Below are 18,151 nucleotides of genomic sequence, written 5' to 3' on the forward strand. Positions count from 1 at the left end.
CTATAAATGGCGATCAGTGAGATTATTTTTTTCTGGTCGGCTGATTAACCAGACTCCCAGTAAAATAAAGATAATACCTGCTGTCTTTAATAATGAGACAGTTTCATTGAACCAGGGAAGTAAGGCGGCCATTATATAAACAAGTGCATAACTCAAGCTAATAACTGGATATGCTTTGTTTAATGGCAGATATTTCAAGGTAAAAAACCAACATAGCATAGATAATGCGTAACCCGCCAACCCTGCCATGATCATCAGCAAAGGATTATGGTTTTGCCAAAGCCAGTCGATATCCAGCCAATGTACCGACAATGAAAGCTCAGGCAGGCGTGCAACTCCCCATTTCAATAGCAATTGAGCGATAGTGATCAATAAGACGCTTACCACAGCCCAAAGATAACCTTTCATTGCCCCAGACTCATCAACAAAATCCCCAACATTATCGCAAAAACACCGATCCAGTGTTTCAGCCCTACTTTTTCCCGATATATAAATTGTCCAATCAAAGTCACAATGACAAAATTAATACTTAACATGGGATATGCGATACTGAGCGGCAAAAATTGCAATAACCGCAACCAGAATATCATTCCTATTCCCAACAGAAGAATAGCACCAGATAACCATATCGCCACAGATACCCCTTTATAGGGGGTATCTTTTTTCTGCCAACAAACAACTGCCTGTTTTTGGCATAACTGCCCCGCACAAGTCAGCAGACTCACCAAAATTAATAGCGCCATATCGCTGCTCATGGCTGTTTCTTATAAATGACGAGTACAAAACGATGATTACTGTGCATAATATCTGGTGTCGGTAATTCAGGAAGTTTACCTTTTGACGATAACAGCAAGACGATTGATACCTGTCCTTCTTTACGTGCTGTTGCTAACCACTCAGGAAATTCTTCTTGTGTCACATATCGGAACTGGCTGTCTGGGTAAGAAAGACCATATTCCAATTCTCCCGGACGATCGAACATATAAATATCACTACGCTTTAATTCCCATGCAATCGCAGCTCCCACGCCAACGGACTGGGACAGGATATATTTACTGTCTGCCAGCTCATGTTCATTTTGTTTAATGAAAGACTGAGGAAGTTTGGAATTAATTGTCTTAGCAGGTAATACACCGCCTATCGACAAACTGAGCATAATTGAACAAGCAGCTGCCCATAACCAATATTTACCATCACGAACAAAACACAGGTAGCCAATGATTCCCCAAAATCCAAAAGCAATGCTCCCCATAATCCATTTCAACCATTCATTGGGCTGGTAAAGAGGGGGATTGACCAATGTTCCCATACCAAAGAGCGTTAAAATTGCAAGCAACCCAAAGAAGACATTCACCAGACCGTTTATCTTCAGTGCCTTCATCTTGCCATTTTTGACACAATCGACACTATATTTCCCCATCATTACGGCCAGCGGGCCTATAAATGGTAAAACGTAAGTCGGCAATTTCCCTTTTGCAATACTGAAAAATATAAATGGAACAACAAACCAGCAAAACAAGAAAAACATTTCTGGGTGACTTTTTTTCTCTTTCCAGCTTTTGATCAAAGCACCGGGTAACAAACCTAACCACGGGATCACACCTAAAATCAGTATCGGCAAGTAATACCAAATGGGGGCAATGTGCTGCGCTTTATCAGAAGCAAAACGCTGTATATGCTCTACCCAAAAGAAATAATGCCAATAATTTGGCTCACGCAAAGCAACCGCTATCACCCAAGGCAGGCTGATCAAAATAGCAAAAAACACGGCAACAGGCCCGAAACGAATCATTTCCAGAAAACGTTTCTGGTATATCGTTACAGGTATCATGGCAATCACGGGCAATGCCAATGCCAAAAAACCTTTTGTCATAAATGCCATGCCACAAGTCAGCCCCAGTACAGACCAAGCCAAAATCCGCTCTCGGGTACTGCCGGCTTTAAGTGCCCAATAGCAACTTACAATCCCCGCTGTGATCCATAAGGAAAACATGGGATCAAGAACACTGTAAGTTCCTATCGAAAGCACAATAAACATAGAAATATAGACCAAACTGGAAACAAACGCAGTCTGACGACATTGCCACATCATCATTGCCAATCGGTAAAGAAGAAATGCACTGATTAAAATACTAAACACGGAACCAAAGCGAACGGCGAAATTGTTATGACCAAAAACCCACTGGCTGATATTGTTGATCCAATATCCGGCGACAGGTTTTTCAAAATAACGAATATCTAAAAAATAAGGTACAATCCAGTCTCCGCGTTGTAGCATTTCGCGGCTGATTTCAGCATATCGTGTTTCATCGGGTTGCCATAATAGACGGCTATCTAGTGGTAATAGGTAAGTGAGGATAAAAAAAAGAGCCATCAGAACGGCTCCAGCCTTACTCGTCCGAGTATTCAACATATCTGTGTTATAACCTCTTGTTGGCAACCTAACCAGCCTTCACGACCAGGAAAACCTGAACGCTTGATTTTCCCAACGGGAAGCGTATCTCTATTTTCAGGTAATAAATGACTTAATTTACAAAATTGAATATTTTGCTGATGAAGCATATTCAGTAATGATTCAAACTGTGAAGACTTAGACATGCCTTCCACTTCGGTATGAATAGTGTAAACAGGCACACCGCAATCACGTTTGATGGCTTCAAGAATAAAGCTATTGAAATCTGCATCACTAACCTGCGTTCCAACAACTTCATCATAAGTAGGCAATGTGACTGGGATTTGTACTGTACCCAAATTTCCATCGGGCAAGAGCGGCCTGAATGGATGCGTCCCACGGCAATCACTATTGTAATCAAAATCAAAGCGCTGTTTGACGGTCAATACACGTTCATCTGCCCGCCAGCCCGCAACTGCTGAACACGTAACGGCTCGTCCTATTGCTTTTTCCAGCGCATCAATCCCTAGTTGCACCTGCTCTGCCAGTTCTGCTTCCGACCAACGCCCTACTTTTGCCTGCCAGCCCTGATGATCCCACGAATGCAAACCCACTTCATGACCCGCATCCATTGTTTGTTTCATTAAATATCCCAAATCTTTTGCAATTTTCTTCCCCGGCCATGCTGTACCAGCCAGTAAAATATCCAGACCATAAAGGGATGCTGCATTCGACCTCAACATTTTCCAAAAAAATTTAGGCCGCAACAGGCGCCATAAATGGCGCCCCATGTTATCTGGCCCAACACTGAAGAAAAAGCTGGCTTGGATATGATGCTTCTGCAAAATATCAAGCAACCGTGGTACACCTTCCTTTGTGCCTTGATAAGTATCCACATCAATTCTTAAGCCAACTTGTTTCATCAGTTTCTTCCTGATTTTCCCTGATACCTAATTGCTTCCTGATTTTTCTCTTTTAGTTCTTCAACTGCTCCGCGCAGAAAGAAATCCAGTGTTTCATCAATAGTTTGTTTCATATCAATGCTCGGCTGCCAGTCCAACAGACGTTCTGCGTTCTGGATACTGGGTTTACGGTGTTCGACATCCTGATAACCTTGGCCGTAATAGCTACTGCTTTCAATTTTCTTGAACCCAGAGAATGGAGGGAAGTATCCGCGTAACTCGTGTTTTTCAAAGCTCTCCAGCAACATTTCAGCTAATTGGCGAATACTGGCTTCATTGGTTGGATTACCAATATTGATAATTTGGCTATCACATAAACCATCTCGGTTTTCGATGATTCTGAACAGCGCCTCAATGCCATCGTGGATATCCGTAAAACAACGTTTTTGTTCTCCACCATCTACCAGCTTAATCGGGGAGCCTTCTACCAAGTTCAAAATCAGTTGGGTTATCGCCCTTGAACTACCTATACGGGCTGAATTCAAGTTATCCAACCTTGGTCCCATCCAGTTAAATGGACGGAATAAGGTGAATTTTAAACCTTCTTTTGCGCCGTATGCCCAAATAACCCGATCAAGTAATTGCTTAGAAACAGAGTAGATCCAGCGCTGCTTATTAATTGGCCCGACAATCAGGCGCGAAGTATCTTCATCGAATTCTTTGTCGTCACACATGCCATAAACTTCAGACGTTGACGGGAAAATAATCCGCTTATTATATTTCACACAATAGCGAACAATTTTCAGGTTCTCTTCAAAATCCAGCTCAAAAACACGCAATGGGTTGCGGGTATACTCAATCGGAGTCGCAATTGCCACCAAAGGAAGAATGACATCACATTTCTTAATGTGATATTCAATCCACTCAGTGTGGATACTGACATCGCCTTCAATGAAATGAAAATACGGATTGCCAATGAATCGTTCAATAGCGGAAGAACCAATATCCATCCCATAAATATCATAGTTCCCGTCTTCCAGCAGACGTTCAGTCAGATGGTTACCAATAAATCCATTAACACCCAAAATCAAAACACGTTTACGGCGACTAACTTGAGTTGTCGCTTTAGAGCCAACATGAACACCCGCCACAATGCCCATTTCAAACGCTAATCGATTTCCTTGGACATAAAGACCTGATTCACTCTGTCCGCTAATGATTTCCAACACACCATCACCACAAGCAATCACAAATGGCTCTGTAGAAATGACGGTTCCGGGACGTTTGTCATGAACTTGATCAAGTGGCCGTGAACGCCAGATTGTAATTTTACGCTCACCCAAGAATGTAAATGCACCCGGATATGGCTCTGTTACTGCTCTAATCCAGTTGTTAATTTCTTTGGCTGATTTATGCCAGACTATTTCACCATCTTCGGCTGAACGACGACCAAAATAAGTAGCATGACTCTCATTTTGTGGAATTGATGGATAATGACCTACTTTTATTTGGGGCAGGATGTTATCCAATAATTCAGCCGCCGCTTCACGTATTTTTCCATGTACATCCCGCGATGTTTCCGTTTCTCCAATTTGTACGGTCTTCTGCGCAACTATGTCGCCGGCATCTGGTTTCGCCAGCATTTTGTGCAGGGTTACCCCTGTTTCAGTCTCACCATTGATCACTGCCCAGTTAACCGGGGCCCGACCACGGTATTTCGGCAATAAAGAGCCATGCAGATTAAAGGAGCCTTTCTCAGCTAGTGATAAAATCTCCTGACTGAGCATGTTGCGGTAGTAAAAAGAGAAAATGACATCCGGTTTCATTTCCCGAATACGCTCAACCCAAAGCGGATGATTCACATTTTCTGGTGCAAATACAGGTAACCCAAAATCTGCACCAATATGCGCAACAGAGGAGAAAAAATGATTCTCATTCGGATTGTCTGTATGTGTAAATATAGCCTGAATATTAAAACCTGCTTTTACTAGCGCATTAAGTCCGACACAACCAATATCATGATAGGCAAAGATAACTGCTTTCATTAGCTTTTTTCCTGATTGTCGTTGGCCTTTTTAACTCCGACCACTTTTTGAATAAAATAACGCGGACGGGCACGCACGTCGTTATATATCCGGCCAATGTATTCACCGAGTAATCCCATTGCGACGAACTGCGCACCAATAAACATGAAAAGAATAGCAAACAGAGTAAACACACCTTCGGCAGCCCACATTGAGCCAAAAATAAGGCGCAAGGTAATCAACAGTACCGCCAACAGAAAACCAGTTACCGCAATAATGCTTCCTACTACACTTAATAACCGCAATGGTGCGGTTGTTAAGCACGTAAGAAGGTCATACATGAGGTTTATCAGTTTCATAAAACTGTACTTGGAATCCCCAAATTCACGTTCTGCATGGGTTACGTCGATCTCTATCGTCTTGCGAGCAAACGTGTTAGCCAGAATGGGAATAAATGTGCTGCGCTCATGACATTGCAACATCGCACGGATAATATGACGGCGATAGGCTCTCAGCATGCAACCGTAATCTCCCATAGAACGTCCTGTCACCCTGGTTATCATCGCATTAATGATTTTGGAGGCACTTTTACGGAACCAAGAATCCTGACGATTGGCCCGACGAGTTCCGACAACGTCATATCCCTCTTCTGCCGTTTTAACTAAGCGAGGGATCTCTTCTGGAGGATTTTGTAAATCAGCATCCAATGTAATAATTAGATCGCCATCAGACTGATGGAATCCCGCCATAATTGCCGAATGTTGCCCATAGTTGCGATTAAGCAAAATGGCAATCACATGATTTTCAGGAATTTCAGCCGCCTGAGTCAAAATATCAGCAGAACTGTCACGACTACCGTCATCTATCAAGATTAATTCATATTCTTGCTCAAGTTTTTGACATGCGGTAATCGTTCTTTCCAGTAATTGAGGCAAGCTTTCTTCTTCGTTATAAACAGGAATAACGACCGAAACTTTTTTGATTTTCTCAAATGTCACTTATTTATGCTCCGAAAGGATTTCAATTATCGCATTCACAACACGATCGACATCATCATTGTTCATATCAGGGAAAAGCGGCAATGAACAGAGTGTTGACGAGTTCCACTCAGATACAGGCAGAGAAAGTTGTGAATAACGTTCCCGATAATATTTTTGCGTATGTACAGCTCTGAAATGTAAACCTGTACCAATATTTTTGTCTTTTAGACGCGCCATGAAAGTGTCGCGATCAATGCCACAGACATTTTTGTCAACACGTACCATAAAAAGGTGATGGGCATGCAAATGTTCATATTCAGGAACACTTAACATTTGCAAAGATGAATCGATAAGAGCAGCAGAATAACGAGCTACAAGTTCACTGCGGCGTGCGTTCATCAATGCCAGTTTACCTAGTTGTACAACCGCCATCGCTGCATGAATATCGGATAAATTATATTTAAAACCCGGTTCAATAACTTCTGCTTGAGGTTTTCTTCCCTGCACTTCTCGGTCAAAAGCATCGACAGCTAATCCATGAAATTTTAAACAACGTATCCGCTGAGCCAGTTCGTCATCATCAGTGACGAACATACCCCCTTCCGCACAGGTCATGTTTTTAATCGCATGGAAAGAGAAGATTGCTGTACCCCGCTCTCCCACCCATTCATTTTTATAACGCGTGCCCACAGCATGGGCGGCATCTTCAATTAAGGGAATATTCGCTTCTCGGGCAACAGAACGCAGGGCATCAAGATCACAAGGTGCCCCCGCATAATGAACAGGAATAATGGCTTTAGTTTTCGGGGTAATTGCTTTTTTGATTATATCCGCACTGACCATTAATGTGTCACGGTCAACATCTACCATGACAGGCTCGGCACCCAGCAGACAAATCATATTGATAGTGGAAACCCAGGTTTGGGAAGGAGTAATGACTTCATCACCCGGCCCTATACCTAATGCCAGCAAAACCAAATGTATTCCCGCAGTAGCGGAGCATAAAGCAACCGCATGTTTGCATCCAAACATGCGAGAAAAATCTTGCTCTAATTGATGGTTCTGCGGGCCTGTAGTAATCCAACCAGAATGTAAAACTTTCTCAATAGCTGCTATCTCTTCACTGCCAATCGCAGGACGAGAAAATGGCAAAAAATTATCCATAACCGCTTTATGCCTTGTATCGTCTAATTTGTTTTATAATTGGACAATCCTAGATGATGCTTGTTTAACAAAACATCAACAGACAGGTAAGTTATGACCAACCAAGACACCTAAAGTAGATAAAAAGCAATCAATTATGGTGATCTAATTTATAAAAATTACATATGGCTGACCTTCCATAATTTATAGCGGCTATTTCTGATATGTCTAATATTTACCTCAAAAATTTCTGATAAATTTCGTTCGGTCATAACATTCTGCGGCATACCAGATACCAACAACTTGCCATGAGAGAGTAACCATACTCCGCTAGCCTGTTCGTAAGTGTGGTTAAGATCATGACTACTCAATATTACCGATCCTCCCAATGAGCAAAACTCTTTGATTAACTTATCCAAAATGGCTTGCTGGGTAATATCAAGATTATTCGTTGGTTCATCAAGCAGAAGTAGTTTCCCATTGGGATTCAACTCCGGCCATACTTGCAAAAAAGTTCCCGCCAATCTGACTCTCTGCCATTCTCCACCTGATAATTGTCCGGTTGGAGAAGAAAGTAACGGAAGAAGTTTCAATTGCTGGCAAAGCCTATATAGTACTTTTTCACTTTGAGCCAATGGGACTGATTCAGGGCGGAACATATCTAGATACTGAAAAACGGGCATAATGGGAGTAGATGCTGATTGAGAGAACCAAGCCCGATATTTTGCCAGTTCGTGTTGCCGGTAATCTCTCAAATTCCGATCAGTTAAATGAATTGTGCCACTATATGATAAAACCCCCGCAATAGCTGAAAGCAGGGTACTCTTTCCTGAGCCATTTAATCCAACCAAATGAATTTGCTCTCCAGCCATAACAGATGCAAACAGTGAACTCAGTCTGTTATCAACAGTCACATTATTTAGTACCACAATCGGCTGTACAGACACGTTATTATCCTCACCTTGTACGCCTCATATCTTGGTTTTCATTAGCTGGCACAGCACATATTTGTGTATGTTTTTTAATAATGGCGCGTTCTTAATAAAAGCCATATAAAAATTGGTGCCCCTAACGTTACAGTAACAACACCTATCGGTACTTCCGCGTGAGATAATGTCAGGCGGGAGAATAAATCAGCCAGCAATAAACCACTCCCTCCCGCCAACGCACTGGCAGGAAGCAAGGTTTTATAATCTGTCAGGCCGATCAATCTTAAAATATGAGGGATCACTAAACCGATAAAACTTATCGCTCCGGCAAGGGCAACACTCAATCCAACTAATAATCCAACCACTGCAACAAATAAATTACGCCACTTATGATGAGATATCCCCAGCTGCCTGGCCTGTAACTCTCCAAGTGATAAATAATTCAAAATATTACCTTTGCTGCTTAACCATAAAATGGCGGGAAGCAATGCAATAACCAACCATTTTTGACGCCAGTCAATACCACTAAAACTACCCATCATCCAATACATTAGCTGCCGGAGGTCTAAACTAGTGCTGAAATAGACCATCCATGTCATCATGGCTCCAAATATTACGCCAAAGGCAACTCCAATCAATAACAGACGCGCATTAGTTACTTGGTGTCTTCTGGCAAATTCCAACAGAATGGCAGTCATGAAAAGTGCGCCAAATACCGCACCTATGCTCAATATCCATAATGGTGCCATACCATGAAAAGCAAGGATTAAACAGACCACCACTACACCAGCACCATTGCTTATTCCAAGCAATCCTGGCTCTGCCAGCGGATTTTCAAACAAAGCCTGCATGATTGCCCCTGATACGGCCAAACTTGCACCAACGACCATCACCGCAATCGCTCTGGGTAATCTCAATTGCCAAATAAATAATTGAGCAGAATCTGATAACCATTGATCAGGCCAGAACCAAATTTCCCCAGCGCATAATGACAAAACGAATAGAATGGTGAGCAAAACAGATAAAATAACAACTATTTTATAGCTACGCTTTCTTTGGGATGTTATCAGCTCATAAACAGAAGGGTGCATGGTGATATGAGACCATTTAGGGAACAGGAGAAAAAGCATCCGATTATATAATCGGATATGAGAGATAAGAAAAAGACCGCATTACGCGGTCTTTTTTTATGTCTTTATTCTTTGGGTAAGGCTTTCTCCACCCGATTTTTCAACTTTTGGCCGGGGCGAAAAGTGACAACACGGCGAGCTGTAATCGGAATATCTTCGCCTGTTTTTGGATTGCGACCTGGACGTTGATTTTTGTCTCGCAAATCAAAGTTGCCAAATCCGGATAACTTAACCTGCTCCCCATTCTCCAAAGAGCGACGCACTTCTTCAAAGAACATCTCCACTAGATCTTTAGCGTCACGTTTGCTAATACCCAGTTTCTCAAACAGATTTTCTGACATTTCAGCTTTAGTAAGCGCCATAAGTTCAGTCCCTCAAGGATGCTTGGAATCGCTGTTCTAATGCAGCAACGCATTTGTTGACAGTCGCAGCAATTTCTTCTTCTTCCAGTGTACGCATGGTATCCTGCAAGATTAAGCTAATAGCAAGGCTTTTATAACCTTCCGCGACCCCTTTACCACAATACACGTCAAATAAGTTTATGCCAACTATATGATTTACGCCAACTTTCTTACATTCAACCAGAATATCTTCTGCGGCTACATTTTCAGGCACTACTACAGCAATATCACGGCGGTTAGATGGGAAGCGAGAAACTTCCTTCATCTCAGGAATTACGCGGTCTACCAGACTAGACCATAATAACTCGAATACCACGGTATGACCGTTTAAGTCAAGTTTACGCTCCAGTTCTGGATGAACAACGCCAATATAACCAATATAACTATTTTCCAGATAAATCCCAGCACATTGTCCAGGATGTAAAGCAGGATGTTCTTCTGCCTTGAAGGAAATCTTAGATAGTTTACCTGTCAATTCTAAAACAGATTCTAAATCACCCTTCAAATCAAAGAAATCAACTGCTTGTTTTTCAATCGACCAATGCTCAACGAAACGGTTTCCTGCGATAACACCTGCCAGCATTAATTCCTGACGAATACCGTGTTCTGCTTGCTCATCCGGTACAAAACGCAGCCCTGTTTCAAATAAACGGACGCGATTTTGCTGACGGTTTTGATTATATGCAACCGTAGTCAATAATCCTGTCAACAAAGATAAACGCATTGCAGACATATCCGCCGAAATTGGATTTGGCAGGATCAATGCTTCTTGTTGCGGGTGAAGATGTTGCTGAATCTTAGGATCAACAAAGCTATAGGTAATTGCTTCTTGATAACCTTTGTCCACCAACATTGTTTTGACTCGTTTTAGCGGCAAATTAGCTTCGCGATGTGCAGTCATCACGAGATCAGCACGCACCGGAACATCAGGAATGTTGTTATAACCGTAAACACGGGCAACCTCTTCAACCAGATCTTCTTCAATCTGCATATCAAAACGCCAGCTAGGCGCAACAACCTGCCAGCTATCAGTGTGTACGGTTACCTGACAGCCTAAACGAGCCAATATGTCAGTTACTTGTTCATCAGCAATATGATGGCCGATCAGTCGATCCAATTTCTGACGATTCAGAGTAATCGTTGCTGGTTTCGGCAAATAAGACTCACTAGTAGCATCAACGACTTCCCCCGCTTCACCGCCACAAATATCAATCAACAACTGAGTGGCATACTCCATCGCTTTATGTTGGAGCTGTGGATCAACACCACGTTCAAAGCGATGAGAGGCATCAGTGTGCAAACCATAGCGGCGAGCGCGACCTGTAATTGCCAGTGGAGCAAAAAATGCACACTCCAGCATAACATGCTGAGTTTCAGCGTTAACTCCAGAATATTCTCCGCCAAAAATCCCTGCCATAGCAAGTAATTGCTTTTCATCAGAAATGATAAGTGTTTCAGCAGAAAGTTCGGTTTCACTGCCATCCAACAGTGTAAGTTTTTCACCTTGCTCAGCAAAACGAACAATAATTGAACCATCTAAACGTCCTAAATCGAACGCATGCAATGGTTGCCCTAATTCAAGCAAGACATAGTTAGTAATATCGACCACTGGATCAATAGAACGAATACCACCACGACGCAGCTTTTCACGCATCCATAACGGTGTTACCGCTTTAACGTTCACATTCCGGATAACGCGTCCTAAGTAGCGGGGGCATGCTTCAGGTGCATCGACACGAATAGGAAATGTAGCATCAATGGTTGATTTAACCGTCTCAATCTTCGGTTCTACCATAGATAATTTATTAATAACTGCTATGTCACGGGCAACTCCCATGATGCTCAAGCAATCAGCACGGTTTGGAGTAATGCTGATTTCAATCGCATTATCATCCAACTTCATGTAATCACGCAGATCCGTACCAATCGGAGCATCCACTGGCAGTTCGATAATGCCATCATTGTCATTAGCAATACCCAGTTCAGAAAACGAACACAGCATTCCTTCTGATGGCTCTCCACGCAATTTAGCTGCTTTTATTTTAAAATCACCCGGTAATACAGCTCCAACCGTAGCGACAGCGACACGAAGCCCTTGGCGGCAATTTGGCGCACCACAAACAATATCTAACAGGCGTTCACCACCGACATTGACTTTTGTGACACGCAATTTATCTGCATTTGGATGTTGGCCACATTCAACAACTTCACCCACCACAACACCGTGAAATTGACCGGCCACTTTTTCAACACCATCAACTTCCAAACCAGCCATGGTGATTTGATCCGACAATGCTTCACTACTAATGGCCGGGTTTGCCCACTCGCGTAACCAGAGTTCACTGAATTTCATGAGATATACCCGCCTTATTTAAATTGTTTGAGGAAACGCAAATCATTTTCAAAGAATGCACGCAAATCTGTAACACCATAGCGAAGCATGGTCAGACGCTCCATTCCCATGCCAAAGGCAAAACCAGAATAGACTTCAGGGTCAATGCCAACGTTGCTCAATACGTTAGGGTGCACCATACCGCAACCCAAAACCTCCAACCATTTACCATTTTTGCCCATCACATCAACTTCTGCGGATGGTTCTGTGAACGGGAAATAAGAAGGACGGAAACGAACTTGCATATCTTCTTCAAAGAAATTATTTAAAAAGTCATGCAGTGTACCTTTCAAATTGGTAAAGCTGATATTTTTATCAACGATCAGCCCTTCTATCTGATGGAACATCGGGGTATGTGTCTGGTCATAATCATTGCGGTATACACGTCCCGGCGCAATAATACGAATTGGCGGCTGACGATCTTTCATCGTACGGATCTGTACTCCAGAGGTCTGGGTACGCAACAGACGCGTTGCATCAAACCAAAAAGTATCGTGATCAGCACGTGCAGGATGATGCGCAGGAATATTCAGAGCATCAAAGTTATGATAGTCATCTTCAATTTCTGGGCCAGATTCAACAGAAAAACCCAACTCGCCAAAGAAAGTTTCAATACGTTCAATCGTGCGGGTAACAGGATGCAATCCGCCATTTTCTATACGACGGCCAGGCAATGAAACATCAATTTTTTCTGCTGCCAAGCGTGCATTCAGAACATCTGATTCAAGCTTGGCTTTACGCTCATTCAATGCTTCTTGGACTTCTTGTTTTGCCTGATTAATAATAGCCCCTGCCGCTGGGCGCTCTTCGGCGGGTAAGTCACGCAGCGATGACATCTGGAGGGTTAAATGGCCTTTTTTTCCCAGGTATTCAACTCGCACCAAATCCAACGCGGCAACATCCTGGGCTTCTTCTACGGCTGCTTTTGCCTTTGCAACCAGCTCAGTAAGATGTGACATCGTTTTCCTCTTCCTTTGGCCAGATGGCCCTTTAGTTGTTATCGACTATGTCCTCAAACTATTTCCTAATGAGGCCATAAAAATAAAAAAGCCTCCACACTGGAGGCTCAAGCGCTGTTTTTCGTGTCTTTTCTTACGCGCAAAGCCCCCTGATTTCAGGCGCTAAAGTAAAAAAAGAAACGAAAAAAGGCTAATTTCATCATTTTATTCTCTCCTACATCCCTTTCTGATATGACCAGTGTTAATCTGACGAACAGTAAGCCATATTTTGGGAAAAAGTAAAAGAGGGAGCAAGCTCCCTCTTTTAACCTGACTTATGCCAGAGCGCCCTTCGCTTTTTCAACCAGAGCAGCAAATGCTACTTTATCGAATACAGCGATGTCAGCCAGAATCTTACGGTCGATTTCAATCGAAGCCTTTTTCAGGCCGTTGATGAAACGGCTGTAAGACATGCCGTTCTGACGTGCAGCAGCGTTGATACGTGCAATCCACAGTTGGCGGAATTGACGTTTACGCTGACGGCGGTCACGGTAAGCATACTGACCAGCCTTAATTACAGCCTGGAAAGCAACACGATAAACGCGCGAACGAGCACCGTAGTAGCCTTTCGCTTGTTTTAAAATTTTCTTGTGACGTGCACGGGCAATAACACCACGTTTTACGCGAGCCATATACTTCTCCTATCGTCTCTTCTGAGTTCTAATCTAAAAAAATCGCTTATGCGTATGGCAGACAAGCAACAACCAGGCCCAGATCACCTTTGGAGACCATGCCTTTTGGACGTAAATGACGCTTACGCTTAGTTGATTTTTTAGTCAGGATGTGACGAAGGTTAGCGTGCTTACGCTTGAAACCGCCGCTTGCGGTTTTTTTGAAGCGTTTAGCTGCGCCGCGTACTGTTTTAATTTTTGGCATTTTAATTTCCACTTCGCATTGTTAATTACAACGAATTAGTAAGGCGAATAGGCTCCCACCCAGATTTCTGGGCAGGAACCTATTACTTGTTTGCCTGACTATTTCTTCTTAGGAGCGAGCACCATGATCATCTGGCGGCCTTCAACCTTCGTAGGGAAGGATTCGACAACAGCCAGTTCACTCAGATCATCACGAACACGGTTAAGCATTTCGATACCAATCTGTTGATGCGCCATTTCACGCCCACGGAAACGCAGGGTGATTTTAGCTTTATCGCCATCTTCCAGAAAACGAATCAGGTTGCGTAGTTTGACCTGATAGTCGCCTTCATCTGTACCAGGACGGAATTTAATTTCCTTAACCTGAATAACCTTTTGTTTCTTTTTCTGCTCTTTGATTGATTTACTCTTCTCATAGAGGAACTTGCCGTAATCCATAATACGACAAACCGGCGGTTCGGCATTTGGGCTGATTTCAACTAAATCAACACCAGCTTCCTCAGCTTTCTCAAGAGCTTCTCTCAGACTGACAATTCCAATCTGTTCGCCATCTAATCCAGTTAAACGAACTTCAGAGGCGCGAATCTCTTCATTAATGCGATTTGGGCGCGCCGGTTGAATTCTTTTTCCGCCTTTAATACCTTATTCCTCCAATTGATGAAGATTGCGACTGCGTATTTCTGTCAGCAGTTTTTCTTTAAACTCACTGACGTCAATGCTGCCTAAATCCTTGCCACGGCGAGTACGGACAGATACTTTTCCTGACTCGACTTCTTTATCACCACAAACAAGCATGTAAGGCACACGACGCAGAGTGTGTTCGCGAATTTTAAAACCAATCTTCTCATTTCTCAAGTCTGCTTTTGCACGAATGCCTGCATCTTGAAGTTTTTTTACCAATTCCTGTACATAATTTGCCTGACCATCAGTAATATTCATGACAACAACCTGCTGAGGTGCCAACCACGTTGGGAAAAACCCAGCATACTCTTCTGTCAGGATACCAATGAAGCGTTCCAGAGAACCCAGAACCGCACGGTGAATCATCACAGGAACCTTACGTTCGTTATTTTCACCCACATATGACGCATTCAGACGCGCTGGCAGTGAAAAATCAAGTTGCACAGTACCACATTGCCACGCACGATCCAAACAATCATATAGAGTAAATTCAATTTTAGGGCCATAAAATGCCCCTTCACCCGGTTGGTATTCAAATTCAATACCATTTTGGGTCAATGCTTCAGCAAGATCCGCTTCTGCCTCATCCCACTGTTTTTCCGTACCAATACGTTTTCCTGGGCGAGTTGATAATTTAACAACAATCTTCTCAAAACCAAATGTACTGTATACGTCATAAATCATTTTGATACAGCTGCTGACTTCTTGCAGGATCTGGTCTTCGGTGCAGAAAATATGTGCATCGTCTTGAGTAAAGCCACGTACACGCATCAAGCCATGTAAAGCGCCTGATGGCTCGTTACGGTGACAGCTACCGAATTCAGCCATACGCAAAGGTAAGTCACGATAGGATTTCAAACCCTGATTAAAAATTTGGACATGGCCCGGACAGTTCATCGGTTTTACGCAATATTCACGGTTTTCCGAAGAAGTTGTGAACATATTCTCTTTATAGTTTTCCCAATGCCCTGTTTTTTCCCACATGATGCGGTCCATCATAAATGGGCCTTTCACTTCCTGATATTGGTACTCTTTCAGTTTCGTGCGAACAAAAGTTTCCAGTTCACGGAAAATTGTCCAGCCATCATTATGCCAGAAAGCCATACCTGGCGCTTCTTCCTGCATATGATACAGGTCAAGTTGCTTACCAATTTTACGGTGATCGCGTTTAGCCGCTTCTTCCAAACGCTGTAAGTAAGCGCCAATCTGTTTTTTATCCGCCCATGCAGTACCATAAATACGCTGCAACATTTTGTTGTCACTATTGCCGCGCCAGTACGCTCCTGCCACTTTCTGTAATTTAAAGTGGTGGCAGAAACGCATATTAGGTACGTGGGGACCACGGCACATATCAACGTATTCTTCATGATGATATAGTCCCGGATGATCATCATGGCTGATATTTTCATCCAGAATCTGAATCTTATATTCTTCACCACGAGCCGCAAATGCATCGCGAGCTTCCTGCCAAGTAACTTTTTTCTTGATGACATCATAGTCTTTTTTGGCAAGTTCCAGCATGCGTTTTTCAAGCAGCTCAATATCTTCCTGCGTCAAAGAACGATCCAAATCGACATCGTAATAAAACCCATTGTCAATCACAGGACCAATAGCCATTTTCGTATCAGGCCACAATTGCTTAATTGCATGCCCCAATAAGTGAGCACATGAGTGACGGATGATTTCCAGGCCTTCTTCATTTTTGCTGGTGATAATAGCAAGATTGGCATCTGTTTCGATTAATTCACAGGCATCAACCAATTCACCATTAACACAGCCAGCAATACACGCTTTTGCCAAGCCAGTACCGATATCACGAGCTACATCCATTATAGAAACAGCATGCTCAAATTGACGTTGACTACCGTCAGGAAGAGTAATTACAGGCATTTAAAATCCTTATCTACAGTGGTGACCCACACGAAAGATCACTTGCATTAAATAAAATTCATTTTCAAACAATACGTTAGAAACAAATTCTTGCTTCACTCCGCAAGATGTGTACACAGTTAAGGACATAATTTTTAAAAGTCCCCTGTACATTTGCTCTAACTCGCTCGATATACTATCACACAGAGTAAGTGTTAAAACAGTTCATCTTGACGTTAAAGACTCTACATTTTCCTGATGGTTGCCACCAAAACTGGGAGTTTTAATAATGATATCTTTCTGATTAGATAAATGTAATAAGGTTACTGTTTAGGCAGGTCATAAATGCCACTTACTATATGAGTTCGTTATTTCCACGGAATTTAAGTTATTAGGGTGCTCTATTCACCAATGTTAGAGTATCTAAAATAGCCAGTATTATATTGGAGGGAGTAATTGGAAATATGACACTATTTAGACATTCTGTCATGATATTAGTCACTGTATAATAATTTTCAGCTAATTAATAAGATTCCAAAGCACGATACGCATTTTTCACTTTCCATAAATAACGTGGAGCCTGTGATGCAGGGTGATTATTTTGAACATACTGATAAAATTCATTTGGTGTCATTCGATTAATTTTATTAATCGCCAAAGCCCGGTTTGAATCAAACGTTCGTAACAATGCTCCTGCACCATTCACGTAAGCTAATATCGTTGCATAATACAACGTTTCTGTATTGGAAATACCATCCAAATGCTGTTTTTTCAAGATACTGATATAAGCGGTTCCAAGGTCAATATTAGTTTCAGGGTCTTTCAATTCACGTATCGTTGGCTGACCTGATTTTCCCTTCATTCGATAAGCATCTCTCCCTGCCGTAGATGCCTTAATCTGCATTAACCCAACTGCATTCGATTTGCTGACAACTTCTGGGCGGAAATCGGATTCTACCTGAATAATTGCTTTGATAAGAGTTTCATCAACACCATAACGCTTTGCAGCTTGTTCAATAAAATCATCAAATCGAGTTGGTTCAGGTTTATTTGTAAATTTACGAGCCTCCAAAGCAGCATTATTGTCATTAAGCATACGCTTTACCCCTGTTTGCTTGTTAACGTTTAATCGATTCTCTTCTTGCCCTGCACATCCGGTTAATAACAGTGCGAACACAATGTAGTTGAATCTTGATTTCACGCTGCTCTCTCCAAAATAAAATTAACCTTATAAAGGATATATAATTTTACTGATAAACCAAAAATATTTTTTACTGCTTACCAAAATAAATTAATGAATTTACTTTTGATAGCTATGGACAAGGTGTTATTTTTTTGTTCACATGAGATCCATTACTGTCATGTGAACCAGCAGAAAATTAAGGGGTGACTATCAGATCCATCATCAATTTCATTCGATACCACCTTGACTTTA

18 protein-coding genes and 1 other annotated feature are annotated in these 18,151 nt (G+C 42.3%); all 18 genes read right to left on the bottom strand.

Annotated elements, in window-relative coordinates; genetic code table 11:
- Nucleotides 1–408 (bottom strand): 4-amino-4-deoxy-L-arabinose-phosphoundecaprenol flippase subunit ArnF, encoded by a 408-nt coding sequence (gene arnF / locus AC5JQI_RS10825; RefSeq protein ID WP_493912163.1) that lies wholly within the window; start codon nt 406–408, stop codon nt 1–3.
- Nucleotides 405–755, bottom strand: coding sequence for a 4-amino-4-deoxy-L-arabinose-phosphoundecaprenol flippase subunit ArnE (gene arnE, locus AC5JQI_RS10830; RefSeq protein WP_493912164.1), 351 nt, complete (start codon nt 753–755; stop codon nt 405–407). The genes arnF and arnE overlap by 4 nt, the downstream gene beginning before the upstream one ends.
- Complete coding sequence (gene arnT / locus AC5JQI_RS10835; protein WP_493912165.1) at nt 752–2,413, bottom strand: lipid IV(A) 4-amino-4-deoxy-L-arabinosyltransferase; 1,662 nt, start codon at nt 2,411–2,413, stop codon at nt 752–754. The genes arnE and arnT overlap by 4 nt, the downstream gene beginning before the upstream one ends.
- Complete coding sequence (gene arnD, locus AC5JQI_RS10840; RefSeq protein WP_237386583.1) at nt 2,407–3,315, bottom strand: 4-deoxy-4-formamido-L-arabinose-phosphoundecaprenol deformylase; 909 nt, start codon at nt 3,313–3,315, stop codon at nt 2,407–2,409. Before arnD ends, arnT begins: the two co-directional genes overlap by 7 nt.
- Entirely contained in the window at nt 3,315–5,339 is a 2,025-nt protein-coding gene (gene arnA / locus AC5JQI_RS10845; RefSeq protein WP_493912166.1) for a bifunctional UDP-4-amino-4-deoxy-L-arabinose formyltransferase/UDP-glucuronic acid oxidase ArnA, read from the bottom strand. The genes arnD and arnA overlap by 1 nt, the downstream gene beginning before the upstream one ends.
- The gene (arnC, locus tag AC5JQI_RS10850; protein WP_493912167.1) at nt 5,339–6,316 is read right to left on the bottom strand and encodes an undecaprenyl-phosphate 4-deoxy-4-formamido-L-arabinose transferase; all 978 of its coding nucleotides are present in this window, start codon (nt 6,314–6,316) and stop codon (nt 5,339–5,341) included. The genes arnA and arnC overlap by 1 nt, the downstream gene beginning before the upstream one ends.
- Nucleotides 6,317–7,462 carry a UDP-4-amino-4-deoxy-L-arabinose aminotransferase gene (arnB, locus tag AC5JQI_RS10855; RefSeq protein WP_493912168.1) on the bottom strand — a complete coding sequence of 382 codons (1,146 nt, stop codon included), beginning with the start codon at nt 7,460–7,462 and terminating at the stop codon, nt 6,317–6,319.
- A gap of 158 nt (nt 7,463–7,620) precedes the next feature.
- Nucleotides 7,621–8,388, bottom strand: a complete 768-nt coding sequence (gene btuD / locus AC5JQI_RS10860) for a vitamin B12 ABC transporter ATP-binding protein BtuD (protein ID WP_493912169.1) — start codon at nt 8,386–8,388, stop codon at nt 7,621–7,623.
- 74 nt (nt 8,389–8,462) lie between these two features.
- A complete protein-coding gene (gene btuC / locus AC5JQI_RS10865; protein ID WP_493912170.1) occupies nt 8,463–9,461 on the bottom strand; it encodes a vitamin B12 ABC transporter permease BtuC in 999 nt (332 codons plus the stop codon).
- A 104-nt stretch (nt 9,462–9,565) separates the two neighbouring features.
- Nucleotides 9,566–9,862: an integration host factor subunit alpha gene (gene ihfA / locus AC5JQI_RS10870; RefSeq protein WP_038233943.1), complete on the bottom strand. Its 297-nt coding sequence runs from the start codon at nt 9,860–9,862 to the stop codon at nt 9,566–9,568.
- A 4-nt stretch (nt 9,863–9,866) separates the two neighbouring features.
- A complete protein-coding gene (gene pheT, locus AC5JQI_RS10875) occupies nt 9,867–12,254 on the bottom strand; it encodes a phenylalanine--tRNA ligase subunit beta (RefSeq protein ID WP_493912171.1) in 2,388 nt (795 codons plus the stop codon).
- A gap of 14 nt (nt 12,255–12,268) precedes the next feature.
- On the bottom strand, nt 12,269–13,252 hold the full coding sequence (gene pheS / locus AC5JQI_RS10880) for a phenylalanine--tRNA ligase subunit alpha (protein WP_493912172.1): 984 nt from the start codon (nt 13,250–13,252) through the stop codon (nt 12,269–12,271).
- An 81-nt stretch (nt 13,253–13,333) separates the two neighbouring features.
- Nucleotides 13,334–13,458: a sequence feature (Phe leader region), on the bottom strand.
- Nucleotides 13,408–13,455: a pheST operon leader peptide PheM gene (pheM, locus tag AC5JQI_RS10885; RefSeq protein ID WP_139204069.1), complete on the bottom strand. Its 48-nt coding sequence runs from the start codon at nt 13,453–13,455 to the stop codon at nt 13,408–13,410. Its footprint overlaps the feature before it by 48 nt.
- Before the next feature lie 108 nt (nt 13,459–13,566).
- Nucleotides 13,567–13,923 (bottom strand): 50S ribosomal protein L20, encoded by a 357-nt coding sequence (gene rplT / locus AC5JQI_RS10890; RefSeq protein WP_010847342.1) that lies wholly within the window; start codon nt 13,921–13,923, stop codon nt 13,567–13,569.
- A 46-nt stretch (nt 13,924–13,969) separates the two neighbouring features.
- Nucleotides 13,970–14,167, bottom strand: coding sequence for a 50S ribosomal protein L35 (gene rpmI / locus AC5JQI_RS10895; protein WP_006118955.1), 198 nt, complete (start codon nt 14,165–14,167; stop codon nt 13,970–13,972).
- Between the two features lie 98 nt (nt 14,168–14,265).
- The gene (gene infC / locus AC5JQI_RS10900) at nt 14,266–14,805 is read right to left on the bottom strand and encodes a translation initiation factor IF-3 (RefSeq protein WP_092550975.1); all 540 of its coding nucleotides are present in this window, start codon (nt 14,803–14,805) and stop codon (nt 14,266–14,268) included.
- A 3-nt stretch (nt 14,806–14,808) separates the two neighbouring features.
- The gene (gene thrS / locus AC5JQI_RS10905; RefSeq protein WP_493912173.1) at nt 14,809–16,737 is read right to left on the bottom strand and encodes a threonine--tRNA ligase; all 1,929 of its coding nucleotides are present in this window, start codon (nt 16,735–16,737) and stop codon (nt 14,809–14,811) included.
- 502 nt (nt 16,738–17,239) lie between these two features.
- A complete protein-coding gene (locus tag AC5JQI_RS10910) occupies nt 17,240–17,917 on the bottom strand; it encodes a transglycosylase SLT domain-containing protein (protein WP_493912174.1) in 678 nt (225 codons plus the stop codon).
- Between the last annotated feature and the right edge of the window lie 234 nt (nt 17,918–18,151).

Source organism: Xenorhabdus sp. XBWT (genome assembly GCF_059072735.1).